Genomic DNA, 24,266 nt, shown 5'->3' on the forward strand with positions numbered 1-24,266 from the left:
AGTCAGCCCCTACATATATAAATAGATTAATAAAACCATTTCTTATCTTTCCTTGGAAGGAAGAAGTTGCAAAAGGCTTTAATATTCATTGAAATATTGCTGTATCAGTTTCCAATCATTCGTCTTTGTTAATGCAAGTATTAACAGAACGCGGGCTTTCTGAGGATTCAGTTCCTGTGAAGCGATGAATTGATACTTGGCGTCATCCACTTCTGCATCGAGAGTGGTGGGGCCTGTCGGTACTCTGGAAGAGCGAACTACCAGGATTCCTTTATTTCGAGCCTCAGTCAACACGGGGAAGATGTTCTTATGGATGTTACCGTTGCCTACACCGGCGTGGATAATTCCTTTGTAACCATTGCTTAAAAGAGGAGTCACCATGTCGGCTTCAATGTTGGAGTAACTATATACGATACCGACTTTAGGAAGGGAATTCAGATTGTTAACATCGAAAACGGATTGTGTAGTATGTTTTTTCAGCGGAGATTGGTTGTAAAACACTTTACCATTGAAAATGTAACCCAATGCACCCGAATTAGGAGCTTGGAAAGTCTGTACATCGATTGTATTCATTTTCTGTACGCTTTCGGCCCCGAGAACCAATCCGTTCATGGCTACTAATACCCCTTTTCCTTTCGATTCTTTCGCTCCTGCCGTTACTACTGCATTATAGATATTCAGCGGGCCATCTGCACTCAGAGCGGTAGAAGGACGCATAGCCCCTGTCAGTACCACTGGTTTGTCACTTTTCACTGTCAGATTCAGGAAATAAGCCGTTTCCTCCATCGTATCGGTTCCGTGAGTGATGACGATGCCATCGATATCGGAACGCTTCAATAATTCATTGATCTTTTTGGCCAGCGTCAGCCATACAGCATCGTTCATGTCCTGTGAACCGATCTTTACGATCTGCTCGCCCGTCACATTGGCGATGTCATTCAAACCGGGAACTGCATCAAGTAGGGTGCTGATGGCAACCTGTCCTGCCGTATAGTTGGTTGAGGTGGCCGAAGTTCCGGTTCCGGCAATTGTTCCGCCTGTTGCAAGAATGTGAATGTTAGGTTTCCCTGCAGCGAAAGCTAAAGTTACGGAGAGTAGTAAAACGACTACTGTCAGACTGGTTTTTTTAAATTCTTTCATGACTAAATGGTTGTTTAGGTTAATATATCGATTGTTTAATAGATTTGTATAAACAGTAATCCCAAAGCGATCGCCACTACGGTGGCAACAAGTCCCGGCATCATAAAGGAATGATTCAACACATATCGCCCGATTTTTGTTGTGCCGGTACGGTCAAAATTGATAGCCGCCACTACTGTCGGGTAATTCGGGATAAAGAAATAGCCGTTTACAGCCGGGTACATGGCAATGAGCATATAAGGGGAAATCCCTAATGCGATGCCCAACGGCATTAATGCCCGGACAGTTGCGGCTTGGCTATATAGAAGAATGGACATGATAAAAAGTGCGATACCGAATAACCACGGCATCTGTCTTACCAGTCCCTCAATAGATTGCGTCAGCTCTCCCATATTCCCCTGAAGGAATGTGTCACCCATCCATGCGATACCGAAAATGGCAATAACGGCTTGCATTCCTGCTGGAAATACAGAACCTTGCGTAGCTTTCATCCCATCGGTCTTGGTAAACAGCAGAATCAATGCTGCGGCACTCAACATCACAATTTCTATAATGGAGGACATACCTAGAGTGACAGTTTCTCCATCGATATAAAATGAAGGACGCATTCCTTCGATTGACCCGAAACATACGATGAATACAGTTGCTAGTATAAAGATAAGGACTGAAATCAGTGCGTGGCGTTTGTTCTGAACATCATTGATCTTTATTTTCTGGTCTTTGATAAGCCCTTCCGCTACACGCTTTTGGTATTCCGGATCGTCCACCAGCTCTTTGCCGACCCGCATGGAGAAGAAAGCACCTACCAATACCCCGATGATGGTGGCAGGAATGGTAATTTTCAGGATGTCGAACAATGTGATGTCGAATCCAGCCAGTAATCCTAACAATGCAACTGTGGCTGCAGAAATCGGGCTGGCCGTAATCGCTTGTTGTGAAGCGATGACAGCGATACCGAGCGGTCTTTCCGGACGGATTTTTGTTTCGGTGGCTACTTCAGCGATGACGGGAAGTACAGAATAGGCCACGTGCCCCGTTCCCGCTATGAACGTGAAAAGATAAGTGACAATCGGGCTTAGAATGGTGACATGTGAAGGATTTTTGCGTAATAGCCTTTCAGCGAGTTTCACCATGTAATCCAGTCCTCCGGCTGCTTGCATGCATGAAGCTGCCGATATGACAGCGGCAATCATCAACATTACGTCGATAGGAGGGGCGGTAGGCTGCAATCCGAATCCGAAAGTAAGTATTGCTAATCCTACGCCTCCCATTACTCCCAATCCGATGCCTCCTAAACGGGCACCGATAATAATTGCTGTCAGTACAAATGCTAATTGTAGTATCATATGTTTCCTTATTAAAATGGACAAAGATAATGTAATTCAACCGATTGCTAAAACAACAAAAAAGAAGTTGAATAGTTTTTGCATATTTATTAAAACAATAACTCTTTTCTTACGTTATACTTGTAACTGAAAACTTATAATTTTGTTAAAACGAATATTATGGAAAAGAACTTGTCACAAGAAACTCGCATTGAAAGCGATCTTATTGGAAGTCGTGAAGTGCCTGAGAGCGCTTTATATGGTGTACAAACTCTCAGGGGAATAGAAAATTTTAGTATCAGTAAGTTCCATCTGAATGAGTACCCCTTATTCATCAATGCGCTTGCCATTACCAAAATGGGGGCTGCCATTGCCAATTTTGACTTGGGCCTGTTGACGGAAGAGCAAGCCGATGCTATTCTAAAAGCTTGTAAAGAGATTATTGACGGCCAGCACCACGAACAATTTCCTGTAGATATGATTCAGGGAGGTGCAGGCACCACTACAAATATGAATGCGAACGAGGTTATTGCCAACCGTGCCCTTGAATTGATGGGACACAAACGGGGAGAATATCAGTATTGTTCGCCCAACGATCATGTGAATCGTTCTCAATCTACCAATGATGCCTATCCGACGGCTATACATATCGGCCTGTATTATACTCATCTTAAATTGAAGAAACATTACGATGAACTGATTGCTGCTTTCCGCAAGAAAGCGGAAGAATTTGCACATGTCATCAAGATGGGACGTACGCAACTTGAAGATGCCGTACCTATGACATTGGGACAAACGTTCAATGGCTTTGCAAGTATTTTGCAGGATGAAGTCAGGAATCTAGATTTTGCCGCACAAGATTTCTTGACGGTCAATATGGGAGCTACGGCTATCGGAACGGGAATTACTGCCGAACCCGAATATGCCGAAAAATGTATTGCAGCACTGAAGAAGATAACCGGATTGGATATCAAATTGGCTGAGGATCTGGTAGGAGCTACTTCAGATACTTCCAGCATGGTGGGATATTCTTCGGCAATGCGTCGTATAGCGGTAAAGATGAATAAGATATGTAACGATTTGCGTTTATTGGCTTCCGGTCCGCGTTGCGGATTGGGTGAGATTAACCTTCCTGCCATGCAGCCCGGTTCTTCCATTATGCCCGGTAAGGTGAATCCAGTTATTCCGGAGGTGATGAACCAGATTGATTACAAGGTGATCGGTAACGACCTTTGTGTAGCTATGAGTGGTGAGGCTGCGCAAATGGAGCTTAATGCTATGGAGCCTGTGATGGCTCAGTGTTGTTTCGAATCGGCAGACTTATTGATGAATGGCTTCGATACGCTTCGTACTTTGTGTATTGACGGCATTACTGCCAATGAAGAAACTTGCCGCCGCCATGTGCATGATAGTATTGGCGTGGTTACCGCATTGAATCCGGTGATCGGTTACAAGAATTCTACGAAGATAGCCAAAGAAGCTCTTGAGACGGGCAAGGGAGTATACGAACTGGTATTGGAACATGATATACTTTCCAAAAAAGATTTGGATACTATCTTGAAACCGGAGAATATGATTCGTCCGGTGAAACTGGATATTAAACCGAACAAGTAGTACTTGTCGATAAAGAAATAGGTAAACGAGCGTAACTTTACGGGAACTAGATTCCTTTTCGTGAAGTTACGCTCGTTTTTTGTATTCAAAAGTAGTATGTTTACCCATGCATAGTATGGCATGATTTGTATCCGTTATGTTGAATTATTTCTTATGTCTTGATTACAACGAATCACGTGCTTATTCGTGAATATACAGCGGGAATGTCGAAAAATGTATAGTGTAAATGCTTGATTACCAGTGTGTATTTGAAGCGTTTAGACCTCGGTGATGAAGGGCTCCTTCCTCGGTGATGAAGACCCTCTTCATCGGTGGCCAAGGCACCCTTCCTCGGTGATCTCCGAGTGGTTCCTCGGTGACTAGGAAAACGAGCAGTGCCGAGAACTGATTTATGTAAAACATTATTTAATGAATCTTTCACCGATAATTAGCCGAAAGAACTTCTTTTCGACACAAAACGAAAGGTTGCTTCGGGTAATCTGTTTTCACAGACTTATAATCTACCCCCCGGAGCAGTGACGGGAGATTCAATTTATCTTTTTAGGACACAATTTTTTCCCGGTTTTTCAGTTCTTTATATTGATGAATCGGTTCTGTCTTATATTTATTCTCTTCTCTCTGGCTTTACTCTCTCCTCTGAAAGTCAAGGCGCAGTATGATGTACACTTCAATCAGTACTGGGGGTTGAAGGGCTTTTATAATCCCGCTTGGGCAGGACAAACTGACAAACTCAATATTAGTGGAACTTATTCCATGCAGATGATGGGGTTCACCCGCGCTCCCCGGACAATGTTCTTCGGGGCGGATATGCCTTTCTCTCTTTTCAATAAAAAACATGGAGCCGGTGCAGGCTTTTTCAGCGATGCTGTCGGACTGTTTCGCAATCAGCGCACCTGGCTGCAATATTCTTATAAACATCAGTTCCGTAAAAGTAAAAGCAGGCTAGGTATTGGGATACAGGTCGGAATAATCAATGTTGCTTTTGATCCCACGGATATAAATCTTGGTGAAGTGGACGATGATCCGGCTTTTCCAAAGCAAGAGGAGAGCGGTACGTCGTTGGATTTTGGGGTAGGTGCGTTTTACTCCCATCCCAAGTTTTATGTGGGGTTTTCGGGCCAACATCTCACTATGCCCACATTGGAACTGGGAACCACAGAGGCTGGAACAACCAGTAAAATAAAGATTGATCCAATGGTTTATTTCACTGGCGGATACAATATTCAGACACGTAATCCGTTAGTTTCCATACAACCATCGATGTTATTGCAGAGTGATTTTTCCTCCATGAGGCTCGATATGACGGGGCGCGTAATGTATACTTTTAGTGAAAGAGTATTTGTAGGCGGGTTGACTTATTCTCCGGGAATATCTTTTACATTTAGTTTGGGAGCCACTATTCGAGGAATAACCGTTGGATATGCTTACGAGCTTTATACTTCTAAAATCGGGGTGGCAAGTGGTAGTCATGATCTGATGGTCAGTTATGCAATGGATATCAATTTGTTTAAGAAAAGTAAGAATAAACATAAGAGTGTACGAATCTTATAATTGTGAAGAAAAGAATGAAGAGTAAAAACTGTATAGTAGTGACGTTGCTGGTCGCATTGCTTTCTTCTTGTATGGGACGCATGGCAGGAGGTGGTTCCGGTGCGCCCGGTGGGGAGGTGATAGGGGCCAGTGCTACGGCATGGAATGAACCTGCACCTTACGGTATGGTGCTGATAAAACGAGGCTCTCTTAAAATGGGACCGGAAACGCAGGATTCACTTTGGGGAGCGCCTGTTCCGACGAAAGAGATCTCTGTGGAGTCATTCTGGATGGATGAGACTGAAGTTACGGTGGCCGAATACAAGCAGTTTATTTATTGGGTTCGCGATTCTATCATACGTGAGCGTCTCGCAGATCCTGCCTACGGAGGCAACGAGCTATTTAAAATAGAAGAAGACAAGGAAGGTAATCCCATTAAGCCACATCTTAACTGGTCGAAGCCTATTCCTTGGAAGAAGCCTACTGAAGACGAACAGATGGCTATCCAGAGCGTATACAGGAAACATCCGATTGATGGAACTACGATGCTGGATGCTTCTCAAATGAACTATTATTATGAGATTTTTGACTATGTGGAAGCTGCAAAACGTCGGAATCGCCTGAATGCCGCTGATCGTAATAAGAATACGGATATCAGCGTGAATCCGGAAGAAGTGATTATGATCTCCAAAGATACGGCCTATATCGATGATGACGGACGTATTATTAACCGTACGATAACTCGTCCGCTATCCAGCGAGTGGGATTTTCTCAATAGTTATATAATTAACATTTATCCTGATACGACTTGTTGGGTAAACGATTTTCCGAATGCTAACAATGAATCGTACATGCGCCTTTATTTCAATCACCCGAGCTATAATGAAAATCCGGTAGTCGGTGTAAGTTGGGAGCAAGCCAATGCATTCTGTGCATGGCGTACCAATTACCTGCTTGCCGGGCTGAAAGGACAAGCCCGCTTTATCCAGCGTTATCGTTTGCCTTCCGAGGCTGAATGGGAATTTGCGGCAAGGGGACGTGACGGGAACAAGTATCCGTGGGCGGATGAAGAGACGAAAGATGAAAAAGGATGTTACAAAGCCAACTATAAACCCGGTAAGGGGGATTACACAAAAGACGGTAATCTGATAACGACCCGCGTCGGTGCTTATTCTGCGAATTCAAACGGATTGTATGATATGGCTGGTAATGTCTCGGAATGGACTTCGACAGTTTATACCGAATCGGGTATTTTATCAATGAGTGATTTCAACCCCGACCTGCAATACAATGCTGCTATTGAAGACCCGTACAGGATGAAAAAGAAGGTGGTTCGCGGTGGATCGTGGAAAGATGTGAATGCATTTATCCGTTCCGATGCCCGAACACCCGAATATCAGAATGAACAACGGTCTTATATCGGTTTCAGGTGCGTACGTACACAGGTTGGTTATAATAGAAAAGGAAGATAACAATGGGATACAGGGATAATAAAAGAAGCCTGCGTCAGAAAATGCAGGATTTAATGTCGACTCCTAAGGGGCAGACAGTCATGAACTATGCATACAACTGGGGAGCATCTATCGTAATCATGGGTACGCTTTTCAAACTGACACATCTACCGGGGGCGAATTTCATGTTGTTCGCCGGGATGGGTACGGAAGTCCTGATCTTCTTTATTTCAGCTTTCGACCTTTCAGGGGTGAAAAGAGAGCCAAGTAACGAAGGGGTATCGGTTCCTATGGGAGGCGGTGTGATGTCTGCTGTCGGTACGGTAGTTGCAAGCAATGATCAAGTGGCACAAACGTCGGAGGGAAATATCCCATCCGGTAATGTAGTTGCCGGTGGTGGTGGGCCTTCTATCGTTGTTGTTCAGGGAGGTAGCCCTGTACAAAGCGGAGGCACGGTTTCCGCAGGTACACCCATGCAAACAAATGTTGCTGCCGGAACGATGGCTCAACCGGGTGGAGTGGTGATGACCGGACAACCTGGTGGCGCACCCATTACGCCGGAAATGGAAGAAGCTACGACGGCTTATCTGGAGCAACTGAAAGCAATGACTGAAATGTTGTCCCGCTGTACCGAACAGGCACAGAGCGTTTCACAGGATACTGAGCAGATGAATAACCTGAGCAAGAACCTTGCCGGCATTAATGCTATTTATGAAATGCAGTTGCGCAGTGTCAGCACGCAAATAGGTACTATTGACCAGGTACACGAACAGACGCGCAGAATGGCTCGTCAGATTGAAGAATTAAACGAAGTATATGCCCGCATGTTGCAGGCCATGACTTCTAATAAATAAAAAGCAGTTATGAGTTTTGGAACACAGACACCGCGCCAGAAGATGATCAACCTTATGTATATCGTCTTGATGGCATTGCTGGCACTCAACGTCTCATCGGATGTGTTGCGTGGCTTCACCCTCGTGGATGAAAGTCTGACACGTTCTACCTCCAATTCTGCCGAGCAGAACCAGTCTTTGTACAAGGCACTTGCAGAATATATGGAGAAGAATCCTGAAAAGGTAGGTCCGTGGTATGAGAAGGCAATGCATGTTCGGCGGATGTCTGATTCACTGTATGTTTTTGTAGGAGACCTGAAAGCTAAGATAAACGAATCAAGCCAGGAAGATTTGGAAGCTGCTTCTCATGTGATGTTTGCACCTAGTACAGGAAAGGGCAAAGAACTTGCCAAGAGCATTAGTACATATAAAAGTGAGATTTTGGCACAGATTGAAGATCCGGTGCAGAAAAAGATTATCACTGATAATTTTACGCTGAATATTCCTCGCCTTTTTGAGGGGACTCCTGTTGCTGCTGCGGTTACTTTACTTACCAAGTTGCAGAGCGACATACGTTATGCCGAAGGTGAAGTGCTTCACACTTTGACTAAGGATATAGATGTGCGTGACGTACGTGTCAATCAGGTTAATGCCTATGTCATTCCAAGTTCGCAGAACATAGTACGCGGTGGAAAATTGAGTGCCCAGATTATTCTTGCAGCGGTAGATACCACTCAGCGTCCTGCCGTATTTATAGGAGAAAAGCAACTGCCGGAAGAAGCGCACGGATGGTACGAAACGGTTTGTAACAGTACCGGTGAGTTTAATCTGACTGGTTATTTGGAATTGAATCAAGGCAATGGTGAAATATTACGCCGTGATTTCTCGCAAAAGTATACGGTGGTCGAGCCTTCTGCGACGGTTTCTGCTACATTGATGAATGTTCTGTATGCCGGATACGATAACCCGATCAGCATTTCCGTTCCGGGTGTACCCAATGGTCAGGTACAAGCGACCATCGCCAATGGAAACGGAACCTTGAAGCGGGTGGGCAATGGGTATGTAGCCCATCCTACGGCAATAGGTAAGGAGGCAGTGATACGTGTCACGGCTACGATGGATGGAAGAACACAAGTGATGGGAGATTATTCTTATCGTGTGCGTCAACTTCCCGACCCTTCTCCATTTATAGAATATAAGGATGCCAACGGGAGTTTGAAAAGATATCGTGGAGGCAGTGGTTTATCGAAAGCGGTGTTGATGAATACGGATGGAATCGTTGCCGCTATCGATGATGGTCTGTTGAATATCGATTTTCAGGTTCTTGGTTTTGAAACGACTTTCTTTGATAATATGGGAAATGCGGTGCCGGAAGTTTCTTCAAGTGCCAATTTTTCTTCCCGGCAGAAAGATATGTTCCGCCGTTTGTCACGCGGAAAACGTTTCTATATTTCAAGGGTGCGTGCCAAAGGACCGGATGGGGTAGAACGTTTGCTGCCTACTACGTTGGAAGTGATAGTAAATTAATTAGGAACTACAAATTACGAGTTACGAATGATGAAACGTAAGATTAGTATAGCTGTGGGTGTGGTCATGTTACTGGGGATACTCCCTGCATGGGCGCAACCGAAGGCCCGCGCAGCCAAAGAAGAGGCAAAGAACCCGAAGCAGGAAATGTCTGTTCGGGCTCAGAGCCGGTATCCTCATGCCAAAGCACTTCCGCAGGATCTGATTTGGACACGTGAGGTGTATCGTATATTGGATATGAAGAAAGAAGAAAATGGTGCCCTCTATTATCCTGTAGAACCCATTGGTGACCGGATGAATCTTTTCTCTCTTATCTTTAAGTTGCTGGCTCAAAAGAAAATTCCTGCATATGAATATCTTTTGGATGGAACTGAGCGGCTAACTTCCGATAATGAGATCAAGTTCAAGGATGTACTCGACCGTTTCAGCATCTATTATGAGCAAAAGAAGCTGAAGGAGCGTAAGGACAGCGTTCTCGTCATCGATAACAGTGATGTTCCTTCGGCTTATGTCCTGAGCTATTTCGTTAAGGAGGTGTGGTATTTCGATCAACGGACTTCCACTTACAATTCCATGATAACGGCTTTATGTCCGGTCTACCATCGTCAGGATGATTTTAGTATGGAGCCTGTCAAGTTGCCTATGTTCTGGATTGATTATCAGGATTTGGCTCCTCATCTGACTAGTGCCATGATAATGGCGAGCAATTTTAACAATGTAGCCAATCGTAGTATGGATGATTTCTTTGTAAGTCATCAATATAGTGGTGATATCTACAAAACAACCAATCTTCAAAACCGTCCGTTGGCTGAATATTGCAAGACGGATAGTGCAATGATAAAGGAACAAAAGAAGATCGAAGCAGAATTAGTGAGTTTCGAAAAGAGCCTTTATGGTTCGGATACACTGTCTGTTGCAAAAGAAAAAGTGGTTGTGAAGGAAAAAGCATCTTCTAAAAAAGCTGCGAAAGAAGCCACAGAAGAAACGTCCGCAAATGAGGAAGTTGCTACACCGGTGGAAGTAAAAACTAACTCAAAGAAGAAAGGACGTGAAAAATCGACCTCGACTGTTCGTAAGAGTGGTGGCTCCAAACGTGAGTCGGCTGCACCAAAAGCGTCCGTTCGCAGGCAAAGAAGGTAAACAAAATAGTCATATTGTGTGTTATTTAATTTTAATTACATATCTTTGTCCCGAATTTTAAACACATTTTGATTATGAAAAAGATTATTAGTGTATTGCTTTTAGCCGTATGTTTAGGTATGGCTATGCCTGCTCAGGCACAACTTAAGTGGGGTGTTAAAGGTGGTGTAAACTTGGCTAAAGTGACAGGTGACGATACGGATTGGAAGGATAAAATGGGTGGCTTCTTCATCGGCCCGATGGCGGAATTTACGATTCCTGTCGTTGGATTGGGCGTAGACGGTGCTTTGCTGTTTTCTCAGAAAGGAATTAAGTCCGATGCGGATGGACTGAAACAGGTAGGTCTCGACATTCCTGTCAATTTGAAATATAACATCGGTTTAGGTAGTCTGTTAGGTGTTTATGTGGCTGCCGGTCCTGACTTCTTCTTTGACTTTAAGAGCAAAGAACCGGGCTTTGATAAAAAACGTGCAATGGTCGGTATAAACGTAGGTGCCGGTGTGAAACTGATCAAACATCTGCAAGTAGGCTTCAACTACAACATTCCATTGGGTAAATCCGGTGATGTGACTTTTGCTGACGGAGTAGGTGCTGTTTTCTCTAAATCAGAAGGTTATAAGACTAAAACTTGGCAGATTTCCGCTGCTTATATTTTCTAAAGATACTTTCTTTAACGACTAAAGATGGAGGCTCCTTTCAAACAGGAGCCTCTTTTTTTGTATCTTTGTCCCCGCAATGAAGAAATACGTTGATGTCATATTGCCTTTACCGCTTCCCCGCAGCTTTACCTATTCTCTTCCGGAGGATGGAATGGAAGACATTCAGCCGGGATGTCGCGTTGTGGTTCCTTTCGGGCGGAAGAAATATTATACGGCTATTGTATGTAATGTGCATTATTGCCCTCCTGAAGGATATGAGGTTAAAGAGATAACGACCGTACTCGATACTTCTCCTGTTCTGCTTCCTTTCCAATTTAAGTTTTGGGAATGGCTGGCAGATTATTACCTGTGTACACAAGGTGATGTTTATAAAGCAGCTTTACCATCGGGGTTGAAGTTGGAAAGTGAAACAATTGTTGAATATAATCCCGATTATGAAGCAGAGGGGAGCTTGCCTGAGAAAGAACAGAAAATACTCGATCTGCTTTCACAGGAACCGGAGCAAAGCGTTACGCGGTTGGAGAAGGAGAGTGGCATAAAGAATATTCTGACTGTCATTAAATCCTTGCTCGATAAAGAGGCTCTTTTTATAAAGGAAGAGTTGCGTCGTACGTATAAACCTAAGACTGAGGCTCGTGTCCGTTTGGTGGGTGTGGCCGATGAAAGGCAACTCCATATCTTGTTTGATATTCTTTCCCGCGCCCCGAAGCAGCTTTCTCTCTTGATGATGTATGTCGAGTTGTCCGGTGTGTTGGGTAAGTCTCCGATAAGGGAAGTTTCCAAAAAGGAATTGTTGCAGCGTGCCGGTGTCTCCCCCGCTGTATTAAGCGGGCTGGTAGATAAGAAGATATTCGAGATCTACTTTCAGGAAATCGGGCGTCTGAATAAAGTAGTTCATGAAACCGTAGCTCTCAATCCTTTGAATGAACATCAACTTCGTGCTTTTACTGAAATCAACAACATTTTTCAGAATAAGAATGTCTGTTTGTTGCATGGCGTCACTTCCAGTGGTAAAACGGAAATCTACATTCATCTTATAGACGAGATGTTGCGGCAGGGGAAGCAAGTGCTTTATCTGCTTCCGGAGATAGCACTCACCATGCAGATCACTGAAAGGTTGAAGCGTGTGTTCGGTTCACGCCTCGGTATCTATCATTCCAAGTTTCCGGATGCCGAACGGGTTGAAATCTGGCAGAAGCAGTTAAGCAGTCAAGGATATGATATAATCCTGGGAGTCCGTTCGTCCGTATTTCTTCCGTTCCGTAATCTTGGGTTGGTGATAGTGGATGAAGAACATGAAAATACATATAAGCAGCAAGACCCTGCTCCGCGCTATCACGCGCGTAATGCATCCATTGTTTTGGCATCGATGTACGGTGCGAAAGTACTCTTGGGTACTGCTACCCCTTCGGTTGAAACTTGGTACAATGCTACTACAGGTAAATATGGGCTTGTAGAACTGAAAGAACGCTACAAAGAGATTCGGTTGCCCGAAATTATCCCTGTCGATATAAAGGAACTGCACCGTAAGAAACGGATGTCCGGACAGTTCTCCCCACTGCTTTTGCAATATATCCGGGAAGCGTTGGAGCAGAAAGAACAAGTCATTCTGTTCCAGAACCGCCGGGGCTTTGCACCGATGATTGAATGCCGTACCTGCGGGTGGGTGCCGAAATGTAAGAATTGTGATGTCAGCCTGACCTATCATAAAGGCATCAATCAACTGACCTGCCATTATTGTGGCTATACCTATCAGTTGCCCCGTTCCTGTCCGGCATGTGAGGGCGTTGAACTGATAAACCGGGGATTCGGTACCGAAAAGATAGAAGACGATATAAAGGTTGTTTTCCCGGAGGCTTCGGTGGCCCGCATGGATCTGGATACTACCCGTACCCGGTCGGCTTATGAGAAGATCATTGCCGATTTCGAACAAGGCAAGACGGATATCTTGATCGGAACACAGATGGTGTCCAAGGGATTGGACTTTGATCATGTGAGTGTGGTAGGCATCCTCAATGCCGACACGATGCTGAATTATCCGGACTTCCGTTCGTACGAACGTGCTTTCCAGTTGATGGCACAGGTAGCCGGGCGTGCCGGACGGAAAAACAAGCAGGGGCGTGTTGTCTTGCAGACAAAGAGTATAGATCATCCCATTATTGTACAAGTGATGAACAATGATTATGAGCAGATGGTCGATGGTCAGCTTGCCGAGCGGCAGATGTTCCGCTATCCGCCTTATTACCGTTTGGTGTATGTCTATCTGAAGCATAAAAATGAGGCTACGCTGGAACAGATGGCGGACGTGATGGCGGGCAAGCTGCGTTCCGTGTTTGGTTCCCGCGTACTGGGCCCGGACAAACCGCCTGTCGGTCGCATTCAGACTCTGTTTATAAAAAAGATAGTTTTGAAGATCGAGTATAATGCTCCGATGAGTCGTGCCCGTGAATTGCTGCTACAGGTTCAGCGGGAGATGATTGAAGACGAAAGATTTAAATCGCTGATTGTGTATTATGATGTCGATCCGATGTAATTTTTATCCTTAATAATTTAAAACCATGAAACGTTTCATTTCTTATTTCTTTTTAAATCTGTTGATTGGAATTTCGCTTTTTGCCCAACAAGGAGTCACACAATGTGGAACTCCGACCGGACAAACTCCGTTCCCACTTCAATCCTATATCGAACTTGCCGATCCTGCATCCCCCTCTGCCAAGGACTGGGCTAGCGTCAAAGGCGTGCAGGTGTCTTGGGGAAGCACTGATGTGCGTTATCCCAAACATGCAGTACCTGCTGTGAAAGAACAAAAAACGCTCCGTCTGAAGGCTTGGCGCGGTGAAAGGGTAAATGCACAGGCATTGGTATGGACGACTGAACCTGTGGAAAATCTCAGTTGCGAACTCACGAATCTCAAAGATGCCAAAGGCAATCTGTTACCGGATCATGTCTGGGACAGCCGTTTTGTACGTTATGTAATGACGGACGAATTGAACAAAGATGGGAAAGGGGCTTGCGGGTACCGTCCCGATCATTCTCTGTTTGATTCCTTGCTGGTAGCCGATCCGATAGATCATTTGCTCAAAGATATAACTGTACCGGAGAATACGGTGCAGCCCGTATGGATACAATGCCGTATTCCTCAGGCGACTGTTCCCGGAGTATACAAAGGAGAAGTATTGTTAAAAGAAGGCACCCGGTTGCTCGGCAAACTGAATTTGGAAATTCGGGTATCCGACCGTGTATTGCCCGAACCTTCCGATTGGAACTATCACCTCGATCTCTGGCAGAATCCTTTTGCCGTAGCACGTTATTATCAAGTTCCCGTCTGGAGTGATGCGCATCTCGAAGCTATGCGCCCATTGATGAAGATGCTTGCCGATGCCGGACAGAAAGTGATCACCGCAAGCATCATGCATAAACCTTGGAACGGTCAGACCGAAGATTACTTTGAGACGATGGTCACTTGGCTGAAGAAGGCCGATGGCTCCTGGAGTTTTGATTATACGGTGTTCGACCGTTGGATTGAATTTATGATGACGCAGGGCATCGACCGAGAGATTAATTGTTATTCAATGATCCCGTGGGAACTATCCTTCCAATATTTCGATCAGGCTACAAATTCATTGAAGTCACTGCGGACAGCCCCCGGTGAGAAAGAATATGAAGAGATGTGGGTGGCTATGTTAACCTCTTTTTCTTCCCATTTGCGTGAGAAAGGTTGGTTCGATATCTGTACGATTGCCATGGACGAACGCCCGATGGATGTCATGCAAAAAACACTGGAAGTGATTCGGAAAGCCGATCCTGAGTTTAAAGTTTCTCTTGCAGGGAATTATCATGATGCTATCGAAAAAGACATGTACGATTACTGCATTTGCATCGGTCAGGAATTTCCCGAAGAAGTACGGGTGCGTCGTGCTTCGGAAGGCAAGCGGACCACCTATTATACTTCCTGTGCCGAGGCATATCCGAATACGTTTACCTTTTCTGACCCTGCGGAAGCAGCATGGATGAGTTTTTATTCCGCAAAGAAGCATTTGGACGGGTATTTGCGTTGGGCATATAATAGCTGGCCCCTGGAACCTTTGCTCGATTCCCGTTTCCGTACATGGGCAGGAGGCGATACATACCTGGTTTATCCCGGTGCCCGGAGTTCCATCCGGTTTGAGAAATTGATTGAAGGCATTCAGGCGCATGAAAAGATTACGCTGTTACGTAGAGAGTTCCAGCAGAACGGCAATAAATCAGGGTTGAAGAAATTAGAAAAGATGTTGTCGGCCTTCCGTTTGGATGATTTTCCGGAAGTACCTGCTGCTGGAACGGTTCAAAAGGCAAATGCGTTGTTGAATTCATTCTGATTGAGTGGGTTGTAAAATTCCCCAAGCGTTCATTCGCTCTCTTGTTCGGAATAAAATTAAATGAATTTGAATATGAAGAAAATATTATTTGTTTGCCTCGGTAATATATGCCGTTCTTCCACGGCGGAGGGTGTAATGCTGCATCTTCTCAAAGAAGCCGGGCGTGAAAAGGAGTTCGTGATCGATTCTGCCGGTATTCTTTCTTATCATCAGGGAGAACTACCGGACAGCCGGATGCGTGCGCACGCCATCCGGCGCGGATATGACCTGGTGCATCGCTCCCGGCCCGTACGAACGGAAGATTTTTATAATTTCGATTTAATCATCGGCATGGACGACCGGAACATCGATGATCTCAATGAACGTGCCCCCGGTCCGGAAGAACAGAAGAAAATCCACCGCATGACGGACTACTGTACCCGTATTCCCGCTGATCATGTTCCTGATCCCTATTATGGGGGAGCCGAGGGCTTTGAATATGTACTCGATGTACTTGAAGATGCGTGTGCAGGATTGCTGAAAGAGCTTTCCTGATCCAAGCACCTTTTAGTGTTTGTGGTAATAATCGTTATAATACCGGCTGTCGTTGTCTACTTTGCAAGTAGCATCTATGCCGGCTTCTTTCAGGTATTTCGTGATCTCTTTCATTTTTGTACGGGGCACTCTTCCGATGTAGTACAGGTGATAATCGAAATTTTTATCCAGTACTTCCATATTATAAGTGAAGTTCTTTTCCCTTGCATAGTCGAAATTTACTTTTCTCAGGTCGGAGTATAAGTAGCGCACTGTGCGTCCAAGGCTGTGAACCGTAATGCTTTCATTGTCCAGCGTCAGGTAGCCGAACCGGGTAAGCAAGGCATAGAGCATGAATAAACTTATACTGATGGAAAGGATACCCAGCAGGATGCCCCACAGCAGACCGGATGCAATGGCGTTGACTCCCATGATGGCAAATACCAGAAACAGAGAGACAAAATAGAGCATATACAGGGAAGCCCGGCAGTACTTCTTTTGGGGTATTGTGATTCCGGCTTCTCTTTCTCTCGGTTTGTAATTGTCAAAAGGTATGCCCCTGGCAAGCAAGTAGTGGATCACTGCCGATGGATGTTTGCACGGACGGAGGTAAATTGCCTTTTCCCGGTCCTCTTTCAGATGGAGCGTCAGTACACCGGCACCGTATTTTTCTTTCGGAACCTGGTTGCCTTTATGCGGTTTCGGATAGTAACGCTTCATAAAACTAAAACGTTCAATGTCATGGAGCCGTATGCCGTTGCTTTGCAACAGTCGCTCGGCCTGTTTTTGTTCCTGATCTGTTTCTTTCATTTCTTTAATTCCGGATAGCTGATACGTGTATGATACATGATTTTCAATTTCTCTTTGAACACAGCCTTTACGGTGGCAATGTCCTTGAAGGTGATCGGGCACTCTTTGAAATACCCGTCTTCCATTTGCGAATCGATTATTTTATCCACCAGATTGCTGATACTCTCCTCCGTATATTCGGGGAGGCTTCGTGAAGCGGCTTCTACGGCATCCGCCATCATCAGGATAGCCGTCTCCTTCGAGAAGGGATTCGGTCCGGGATAAGTAAATTCCTCTTCATTCGGTTCTTCGCCCGGATGTTCGTTTTTCCAGGAAATGTAGAAGAACTTGGTTTTTCCCCGTCCGTGATGGGTGGTGATAAAGTCTTTGATCACTTTGGGCAGATTATGTTTCTCGGCCAGCTTCAGTCCGTCCGTCACATGATCGATGACCACCTGCGCACTTTGTTCGTAATTCAGGTTCTTATGCGGATTGACGCCACCGGACTGATTTTCGGTGAAGAATGCCGGGTTTTCCATCTTTCCGATATCATGGTAGAGCGCACCGGTACGTACAAGCTGGCTCTTTGCACCGATACGTATCGCTGCTTCAGCTGCCAGATTGGCCACCTGCATGGAGTGCTGGAAGGTTCCCGGAACGGTTTCCGACATCCGGCGCAGCAGGTCGTTGTTGATGTTCGACAGTTCCACCAGCGTCACGTTGGAAGTGAATCCGAAAGTCTTTTCCAGCAAGAATAGCAAGGGGTAAGTGAATAGCAACAGGATACCGTTAATGACGAAGTAGGTGTACATCCGTACATTCAGCTTCGACAAATCGTTTTCCGTGATAAGCTCAAAAGCAAAATAGACTGCCGCATAGGTCAGTATCACGAGGATTGCCGTCTTGAACAGTTGCGACCGTTGGGAAAGTTCGCGCAAGCTGAAGATCGCCACCAAGCCTGCTGCCAGTTGGGTAAGTATGAACTCATGTGGAAAGCGCAGGGTGATGGAACAGATCAATATGGTGATGACAAGCGTCAGGAATGCCGTGCGCGAGTCGAGGAAGACCCGTATGATGATGGGAAGCATCGCATAGGGCAGGATGTATACGTTGAACAGACTGTGCTTCATCATCAATGCCGTGACGACACTGTAGAACACAATCAGTATGAAAAGCAACGACAGACTCCCTTTGCGTTCATAATAGTCTTTCCGGAAGAGGTCGAGGTAGAGCATGAAGCAAAGAATAAAGATGGAGACAAACAAGATCTGTCCCCCCAGCATCAACCGTTCTTTCCCCAGGGAGTCGCTTCGCTTGATAGACTCTTTCCGCAATGATTCCAGTATCCGGTACGTCTCAGCGCTGACGATCTCTCCGCGGTCGATGATCTTCTGCCCGCTCACAACCGCACCGTTCGACCAGGAATAATTATTCAGGATGTCTTCCTTGGCAGCTTGCGTGCGAGCCTCGTCATAAGTCAGGTTGGGCGATATGTATTCGTTGAGTGCGCATTGGCGCAATACATCCCGGTCAAAGTGGACGGTATCTCCTGACAGCAATTGTTCATACGCCTCTTTTACGGTGAAGATGTCTGATATCGGTTGTGATTTCGCCTCCTTATCCGCTATCTTTTTGATGGCCTCCGTACTGTCCTTGTGCAACTTCTGGTCGTCTTCCGTCGAAATGATGCCGGCACCATAGATCTCTTTCAGTTTCCGTTCGATGTAGCGGACATAATCGGTCGAGGGCAATATGCTTCTCAGGTCACTTTGGTAATTATCTTTCAACCGGGTGAGAGCCTCCTTCTCCACCTCCTTGTTCAATTGGAAATAAGGTTGGAAGGAAGCCAGCAAACTATCTTGCTCCCGTTTGACAAGGGCATCGTCCTTATAAATCGGGAAGTCAAAGGTGGCAATGAGCTGTCCGTATTTCCAAGGCTTGTCAATATCAAACTGATAGTTGAATTTGCTGTCACGTGGCAGAAAGTATACAATAACTGTCACCGTGGCTACAAATATCAATGCTTTGAATAGCAAATCTCTGTAGGGAAAGCTGTTTTTTTTCTTGAGATGATTCATATCCTTTGAATTTTTTGCGAAAAGTACAAAAAAAAACAATCGTGTGGAAAAAAAAGTTTAATTTTGCCACGATTTACCTATACTAACCCAAATTATGGCAGAAAGAAAAGTAAGAGTTCGTTTTGCTCCGAGTCCGACCGGAGCATTGCACATTGGTGGTGTGCGTACAGCTTTGTATAATTATCTATTTGCTCGTCAGCACGGGGGAGACATGATTTTCCGTATTGAAGATACGGATTCCAACCGGTTTGTGCCGAGAGCTGAAGAGTATATCCTTGAATCTTTCAAATGGCTGGGAGTGCATTTTGACGAAGGCGTTAGCTTTGGTGGCGAACACGGCCCTTACCGCCAGTCCGAAAGGCGTGAAATATACAAGAAGTATGTGAAACTGTTGCTCGATAACGATAAGGCTTATATTGCTTTCGATACTCCCGAAGAATTGGATGCCAAACGGGCGGAGATTCCCAACTTCCAATACGATGCTTCCACACGAGGCATGATGCGTAACTCGCTGACACTTCCGAAAGAAGAAGTGGATGCGCTGATCGCAGCGGGTAAACAATATGTGGTTCGTTTCAAGATAGAACCCAACGAGGATGTACATGTCAACGATCTCATCCGTGGGGAAGTGATTATCAATTCGTCTATCTTGGATGATAAAGTTCTTTATAAATCAGCGGATGAATTGCCGACCTATCACCTTGCAAACATTGTGGACGACCATTTGATGGAGGTGTCCCATGTCATCCGTGGGGAGGAATGGTTGCCCTCGGCTCCGTTGCACGTCTTACTATACCGTGCTTTTGGCTGGGAAGATACCATGCCTGCATTTGCCCATCTCCCGTTGTTGCTAAAACCGGAAGGGAACGGCAAGCTGAGCAAGCGTGACGGTGACCGTCTCGGTTTCCCCGTATTCCCCCTCGAATGGCACGATCCGAAGACGAACGAAGTTTCTTCCGGATACCGTGAATCGGGTTACCTGCCGGAGGCGGTAATCAATTTCCTTGCCCTGTTGGGATGGAATCCCGGTAACGATCAGGAGGTAATGTCGATGGATGAACTGATTCGACTGTTCGACCTGCACCGTTGCAGCAAGTCGGGTGCCAAGTTCGATTATAAGAAAGGAATCTGGTTCAATCACCAGTATATCCAGTTGAAATCGAATGAAGAGATAGCCGGGCTTTTCCTGCCCATCCTTAAAGAACACGGTGTAGAGGCTCCTCTCGAAACGGTGGTGACGGTAGTCGGCATGATGAAAGACCGCGTCAGCTTCGTCCGTGAATTGTGGGATGTTTGCAGTTTCTTCTTTATCGCTCCGGTGGAGTATGATGAAAAGACGGTGAAGAAACGTTGGAAGGAAGATTCCGCCCAACATATGACCGAGCTTGCCGAAGTGATAGCAGGAATCGAAGATTTCAGCATTGAAGGACAGGAAAAGGTAGTGATGGACTGGATTGCCGAGAAAGGCTACCACACCGGGAACATCATGAATGCTTTCCGTCTGGCTTTGGTCGGTGAAGGCAAAGGCCCGCACATGTTTGATATTTCCTGGGTATTGGGTAAAGAAGAGACATTGGCTCGCATCAAACGTGCCGTTGAAGTCTTGAAGTAAAACAAAGACGATATGTTCTACGACCTGGCAATTGCCATTTACGACATTTTAGTTCACCTGGCCGCACCGTTCAGCCGGAAACCCCGGAAGATGATGAAAGGACATTGGGTAGTGTACGAACTTCTCCGCCAACAGGTGGAGAAGGATGCCCGGTATATCTGGTTCCATGCTGCCTCTTTGGGAGAGTTCGAACAAGGTCGTCCCCTGATAGAGAAGATCCGGGCGAAATATCCGGAATATAAGATATTATTGACCTTCTTTTCTCCTTCCGGTTACGAGGTTCGTAAGAACTACCGGGGAGCGGATATCGTATGCTACCTTCCGTTCGACAAACCCCGTAATGTGAAGAAGTTCCTCGATATCGTGAATCCCTGCATGGCATTCTTTATTAAATACGAGTTCTGGAAGAATTATCTGGACGAGTTGCATAAACGCCGTATCCCGGTATATAGTGTCTCTTCCATTTTCCGCCGCGACCAGATATTCTTTAAATGGTACGGAGGCACTTATCGCAGTGTACTGAAAGATTTCGACCATCTGTTTGTGCAGAACGAGGCTTCCAAACGCTTCCTCTCTAAAATCGGTATTACCCGTGTCACCGTGGTAGGCGATACCCGTTTCGATCGTGTACTGCAGATTCGGGAAGAGGCGAAGGACTTGCCTTTGGTCGAGAAGTTCAAAGGCGATTCGCTGGTTTTTGTAGCCGGGAGTTCGTGGGGGCCGGATGAAGACCTCTTCCTCGAATATTTCAACAACCATCCGGAAATGAAGCTTATCATCGCTCCGCATGTCATCGATGAAAATCATTTGGTAGAGATCATCAGCAAACTGAAACGTCCGTATGTACGTTACACCCGTGCCGATGAAAAGAATGTGCTGAAAGCCGACTGCCTGATTATAGATTGCTTCGGTTTGCTCTCGTCCATCTATCGTTATGGTGAGATAGCCTATGTCGGTGGCGGCTTCGGAGTAGGCATTCACAACACTTTGGAGGCAGCCGTTTACGGCATTCCGGTCATCTTCGGACCGAAATACCAGAAGTTCATGGAAGCGGTACAATTGCTCGAATCGAAAGGTGCCTATTCTATCAAGGATTATGAGGAGTTGAAGACTCTGTTGGATAAGATGCTTACCGATCCTGCTTTCTTGCAGGAGACGGGAAAAAATGCCGGGTATTACGTGACAAGTAATGCAGGTGCTACGGACAAAGTATTGCACATGATAAATTTCTAAAGATTCTTCCGTTTCAGGTGGATCGTCTCTTGCATTCGTATTCGTAGCTTTTGCTTATCATTCCTTTCCTGACAGGTGTTCTTTTGAAAAGAATGAAATAGGGCTGTTCAACGCATTGAACTTTAGTTTGTTGTATACGTAAAAGCTAAATCGTATTATAAAAACATCCGGATGTTGTGATATAAAACATCCGGATGTTTTTGTATAGAACATGGGGATGTTTTGTATGATAACATACGGATGTTTATGGATATGATAACGGAAGGTGAATTCTGTAATCATTAATTCACCTTCCGTTAGATGTTTGAAGTTTCGCTGTTAAAATGCCCTTCTGGTCTTAATAAACGATCTTAACCGTTTGCTTTTCACCACGAATCAGGTAAATACCGTGTTTTGGCAAGGTATACGAACCTTGAGAAGCTTTTAGTTGTAAGCCGGTTGCATCGTACACAGAAACGTTGTCTGCATCTACCTGTAACCGGTTTCCTTCCAAACGATAAGAAGGAGCATCCGCTTCCATTTCTTCTATGCCGCTTTCTCCTGTTGTTTTTGCTTCGATCTCAGAAGAATAATGAGTCTTTAAATTGTTGGAGAAACCTTGGATGGCATAGAAATAAGTAGTCCCTGAGTTCAATCCGTCAGCAACAACGCTTGTAGCCGTGCCGTCCGCTTCTTTTTTAGCAATGATGTTGCGTACAAGACCTGTAGCATCCATGGTGTGGGTACCGTAAGATTCTGCATAATCCATTTCATGGATATCCCATTCTTCCAGATAGAATTTATCGCTGGGAGCATAAACGTTTGATTTACGGTAATAGCTCTTATCCTGTCCCCAGTTAGCATCTACGGTAGAGTTTATGTCCGGATTCTCATAACCGATGATGTCGATCAGTTTGTCTTCGGGATTGAACAGACCGATGGCATCATCTCCCGTAAAGGTTACAATATTGCTGTAACCACCGCTTTGAAAACCGATTAAGGAATCGGCCACTTCGCGTACGGCAGTGTATTGTGCATTGGCTATCGTATAAGTCTTTCCGTTTTCCAGCTTAACGTCCGGGAACTTAAATTCACTGGAAGTCAAGCCTCCCGCACCGTTGGTTTCCATACGAAGAGCGTATCCGTTCAGGTCGACGCTCTTTCCTGTTCCGTTGAAAATTTCCAATGCACGGTTATTCGATTTTCCTTCTATGTATTTACTGATGAATAGATCAGTGGCCTGAAGCGGCTTTTCGGATTTAGTGTAGATGGTAGCAACGAATTTGTCGATACCTGCCACCGGATTCCATGCACAAGTGATGGAATTGTCGCTTACTGCGGTCGGCTGAATGGCTACCGGAGCAAATACTTTAGCTTTTCCGGTAAGGATGATTCTTTGTGTCAGATCACCGGACTTGATATTGAAAACCTCTTCTTTATCGCCTGCATTGACCGGTACGAAGTGGATAGAGAGATCACCACCGCTACGTGCATTCCAAGTGGCAGCTTTGGTGATGGTGAAACTCGGACGATCCGATTCGGCTTCTATGGTGATGTCTTCTGACAGGTTCTCACCGGAAATGCTAATCGTATTCTCTTCGCTTTGATCGCCTGCCATCAGGTTTTCGAAATGGTGGTAATAAGCGGAGGTGGAAAGAATTTTTTCCGTGTTGCCCTCTCTCTTTTCGCTTACGATGACTTCAGTAAGGAAAAAGCGGGAAATGCCGTTCGGTTTTTCAGCAGTGAATCTGAGTTTGGCACCCGACGGAACATTTTTGAATGTTAACTGGTAAGGAGCTAAATTGCGGTCTACCACGTTGTTTGATTCCAGAATGTCCATCTTCTGGGCGCTTCCTTCCATGCCATCTACGGATACTACGATGTTTGTCGTATCTTTTGTCGTGCCTGTAAACCATAACTGTGCGCGGAATTGCACTCTTATTTCGCTGGCTGTCTCTTGAGAGAATTTAAGTTGCGGAGAAGTGATATACCCCGTTTTCACCTTAGTGCCGAGTTTCACTGCTTTTTCACTGGGATAGGTGTTTTGGCTGTACCATCCTTCATTGTCTCCGTGTTCGTCAGGTTCAAAATAGGTGGATTCACTGAAATATCCTCCCTGGATGGTGGTACTGCTACACTTTGAGAATGTTTCTTGTAATACGGGTACATACTGTTGAGCATTTAAGCTAAGAAAACAGCTGTAGATGACAGCTAAGGAAAAGGTAAGTAGAAATCTTTTCATAATTTATTTTTTTTTGTGTTATTAACAGCGCAAAGATAGGGATGTTATTGGAATGTAAGCTTACATTTTAATTACAATTTTATGAAAAGAATAGTGCTTTTGATTATCAATAAGGCTTAATTAATTCTTTTATAAGATCATGTACTGACTTTTTGTAAGAGAATGATCTTGAAACCGTGCTTGTGGGAAGGGTGTCTGTTGGTTTGTTATAATAGCGATGTGCCAGCTATAGGTACTTTTCTC

17 protein-coding genes are annotated in these 24,266 nt (G+C 45.2%); 12 read left to right on the top strand and 5 right to left on the bottom strand.

Features of this window, described 5'->3' with window-relative positions; translation table 11 throughout:
* Positions 1-78: 78 nt before the first annotated feature.
* Together ansB and H8744_RS07360 are read right to left on the bottom strand one after the other, a co-directional pair.
* Positions 79-1,140 carry an L-asparaginase 2 gene (gene ansB / locus H8744_RS07355; RefSeq protein WP_262434230.1) on the bottom strand — a complete coding sequence of 354 codons (1,062 nt, stop codon included), beginning with the start codon at positions 1,138-1,140 and terminating at the stop codon, positions 79-81.
* Between the two features lie 35 nt (positions 1,141-1,175).
* The gene (locus H8744_RS07360; protein ID WP_262434231.1) at positions 1,176-2,486 is read right to left on the bottom strand and encodes an anaerobic C4-dicarboxylate transporter family protein; all 1,311 of its coding nucleotides are present in this window, start codon (positions 2,484-2,486) and stop codon (positions 1,176-1,178) included.
* Positions 2,487-2,645: 159 nt separating this feature from the next.
* Here H8744_RS07360 and H8744_RS07365 point away from each other — a divergent pair, with 159 nt between their 5' ends.
* The 10 genes from H8744_RS07365 to H8744_RS07410 all read left to right on the top strand — a co-directional run bounded on the left by H8744_RS07365 (position 2,646) and on the right by H8744_RS07410 (position 16,111).
* On the top strand, positions 2,646-4,079 hold the full coding sequence (locus H8744_RS07365) for an aspartate ammonia-lyase (RefSeq protein ID WP_262434232.1): 1,434 nt from the start codon (positions 2,646-2,648) through the stop codon (positions 4,077-4,079).
* Positions 4,080-4,661: 582 nt separating this feature from the next.
* Entirely contained in the window at positions 4,662-5,630 is a 969-nt protein-coding gene (locus H8744_RS07370) for a PorP/SprF family type IX secretion system membrane protein (RefSeq protein WP_262434233.1), read from the top strand.
* Positions 5,631-5,644: 14 nt separating this feature from the next.
* Positions 5,645-7,081 (top strand): T9SS ring complex lipoprotein PorK/GldK, encoded by a 1,437-nt coding sequence (gene porK / locus H8744_RS07375; protein ID WP_262434234.1) that lies wholly within the window; start codon positions 5,645-5,647, stop codon positions 7,079-7,081.
* A 2-nt stretch (positions 7,082-7,083) separates the two neighbouring features.
* Positions 7,084-7,914 carry a type IX secretion system motor protein PorL/GldL gene (gene porL, locus H8744_RS07380; protein ID WP_262434235.1) on the top strand — a complete coding sequence of 277 codons (831 nt, stop codon included), beginning with the start codon at positions 7,084-7,086 and terminating at the stop codon, positions 7,912-7,914.
* Between the two features lie 9 nt (positions 7,915-7,923).
* The gene (porM, locus tag H8744_RS07385) at positions 7,924-9,420 is read left to right on the top strand and encodes a type IX secretion system motor protein PorM/GldM (RefSeq protein WP_262434236.1); all 1,497 of its coding nucleotides are present in this window, start codon (positions 7,924-7,926) and stop codon (positions 9,418-9,420) included.
* Between the two features lie 27 nt (positions 9,421-9,447).
* Complete coding sequence (gene porN / locus H8744_RS07390; protein ID WP_262434237.1) at positions 9,448-10,560, top strand: type IX secretion system ring subunit PorN/GldN; 1,113 nt, start codon at positions 9,448-9,450, stop codon at positions 10,558-10,560.
* Positions 10,561-10,634: 74 nt separating this feature from the next.
* Positions 10,635-11,219 carry a porin family protein gene (locus H8744_RS07395; RefSeq protein WP_262434238.1) on the top strand — a complete coding sequence of 195 codons (585 nt, stop codon included), beginning with the start codon at positions 10,635-10,637 and terminating at the stop codon, positions 11,217-11,219.
* 76 nt (positions 11,220-11,295) lie between these two features.
* Positions 11,296-13,752, top strand: coding sequence for a replication restart helicase PriA (gene priA, locus H8744_RS07400; RefSeq protein ID WP_262434239.1), 2,457 nt, complete (start codon positions 11,296-11,298; stop codon positions 13,750-13,752).
* Positions 13,753-13,777: 25 nt separating this feature from the next.
* Complete coding sequence (locus H8744_RS07405) at positions 13,778-15,577, top strand: DUF4091 domain-containing protein (protein ID WP_262434240.1); 1,800 nt, start codon at positions 13,778-13,780, stop codon at positions 15,575-15,577.
* Between the two features lie 72 nt (positions 15,578-15,649).
* A complete protein-coding gene (locus tag H8744_RS07410; protein ID WP_262434241.1) occupies positions 15,650-16,111 on the top strand; it encodes a low molecular weight protein-tyrosine-phosphatase in 462 nt (153 codons plus the stop codon).
* 12 nt (positions 16,112-16,123) lie between these two features.
* Here the strand turns inward: H8744_RS07410 and H8744_RS07415 are convergent, their stop codons facing one another.
* Both H8744_RS07415 and H8744_RS07420 read right to left on the bottom strand, forming a co-directional pair.
* Positions 16,124-16,900, bottom strand: coding sequence for a hypothetical protein (locus H8744_RS07415; protein WP_262434242.1), 777 nt, complete (start codon positions 16,898-16,900; stop codon positions 16,124-16,126).
* Positions 16,897-18,957 carry an HD family phosphohydrolase gene (locus tag H8744_RS07420; protein ID WP_262434243.1) on the bottom strand — a complete coding sequence of 687 codons (2,061 nt, stop codon included), beginning with the start codon at positions 18,955-18,957 and terminating at the stop codon, positions 16,897-16,899. Before H8744_RS07420 ends, H8744_RS07415 begins: the two co-directional genes overlap by 4 nt.
* 94 nt (positions 18,958-19,051) lie before the next feature.
* On the opposite strand from H8744_RS07420, the gene gltX reads away from it, so the two are divergent.
* Together gltX and H8744_RS07430 are read left to right on the top strand one after the other, a co-directional pair.
* Positions 19,052-20,569 (top strand): glutamate--tRNA ligase, encoded by a 1,518-nt coding sequence (gene gltX / locus H8744_RS07425; protein ID WP_262434244.1) that lies wholly within the window; start codon positions 19,052-19,054, stop codon positions 20,567-20,569.
* A gap of 12 nt (positions 20,570-20,581) precedes the next feature.
* Positions 20,582-21,802: a 3-deoxy-D-manno-octulosonic acid transferase gene (locus tag H8744_RS07430; protein ID WP_262434245.1), complete on the top strand. Its 1,221-nt coding sequence runs from the start codon at positions 20,582-20,584 to the stop codon at positions 21,800-21,802.
* A gap of 337 nt (positions 21,803-22,139) precedes the next feature.
* On the opposite strand, the gene H8744_RS07435 is transcribed toward H8744_RS07430, so the two are convergent.
* Positions 22,140-24,023: a lamin tail domain-containing protein gene (locus tag H8744_RS07435; RefSeq protein WP_262434246.1), complete on the bottom strand. Its 1,884-nt coding sequence runs from the start codon at positions 24,021-24,023 to the stop codon at positions 22,140-22,142.
* Between the last annotated feature and the right edge of the window lie 243 nt (positions 24,024-24,266).

This window comes from Jilunia laotingensis (assembly GCF_014385165.1).
Lineage (GTDB): Bacteria > Bacteroidota > Bacteroidia > Bacteroidales > Bacteroidaceae > Bacteroides > Bacteroides laotingensis.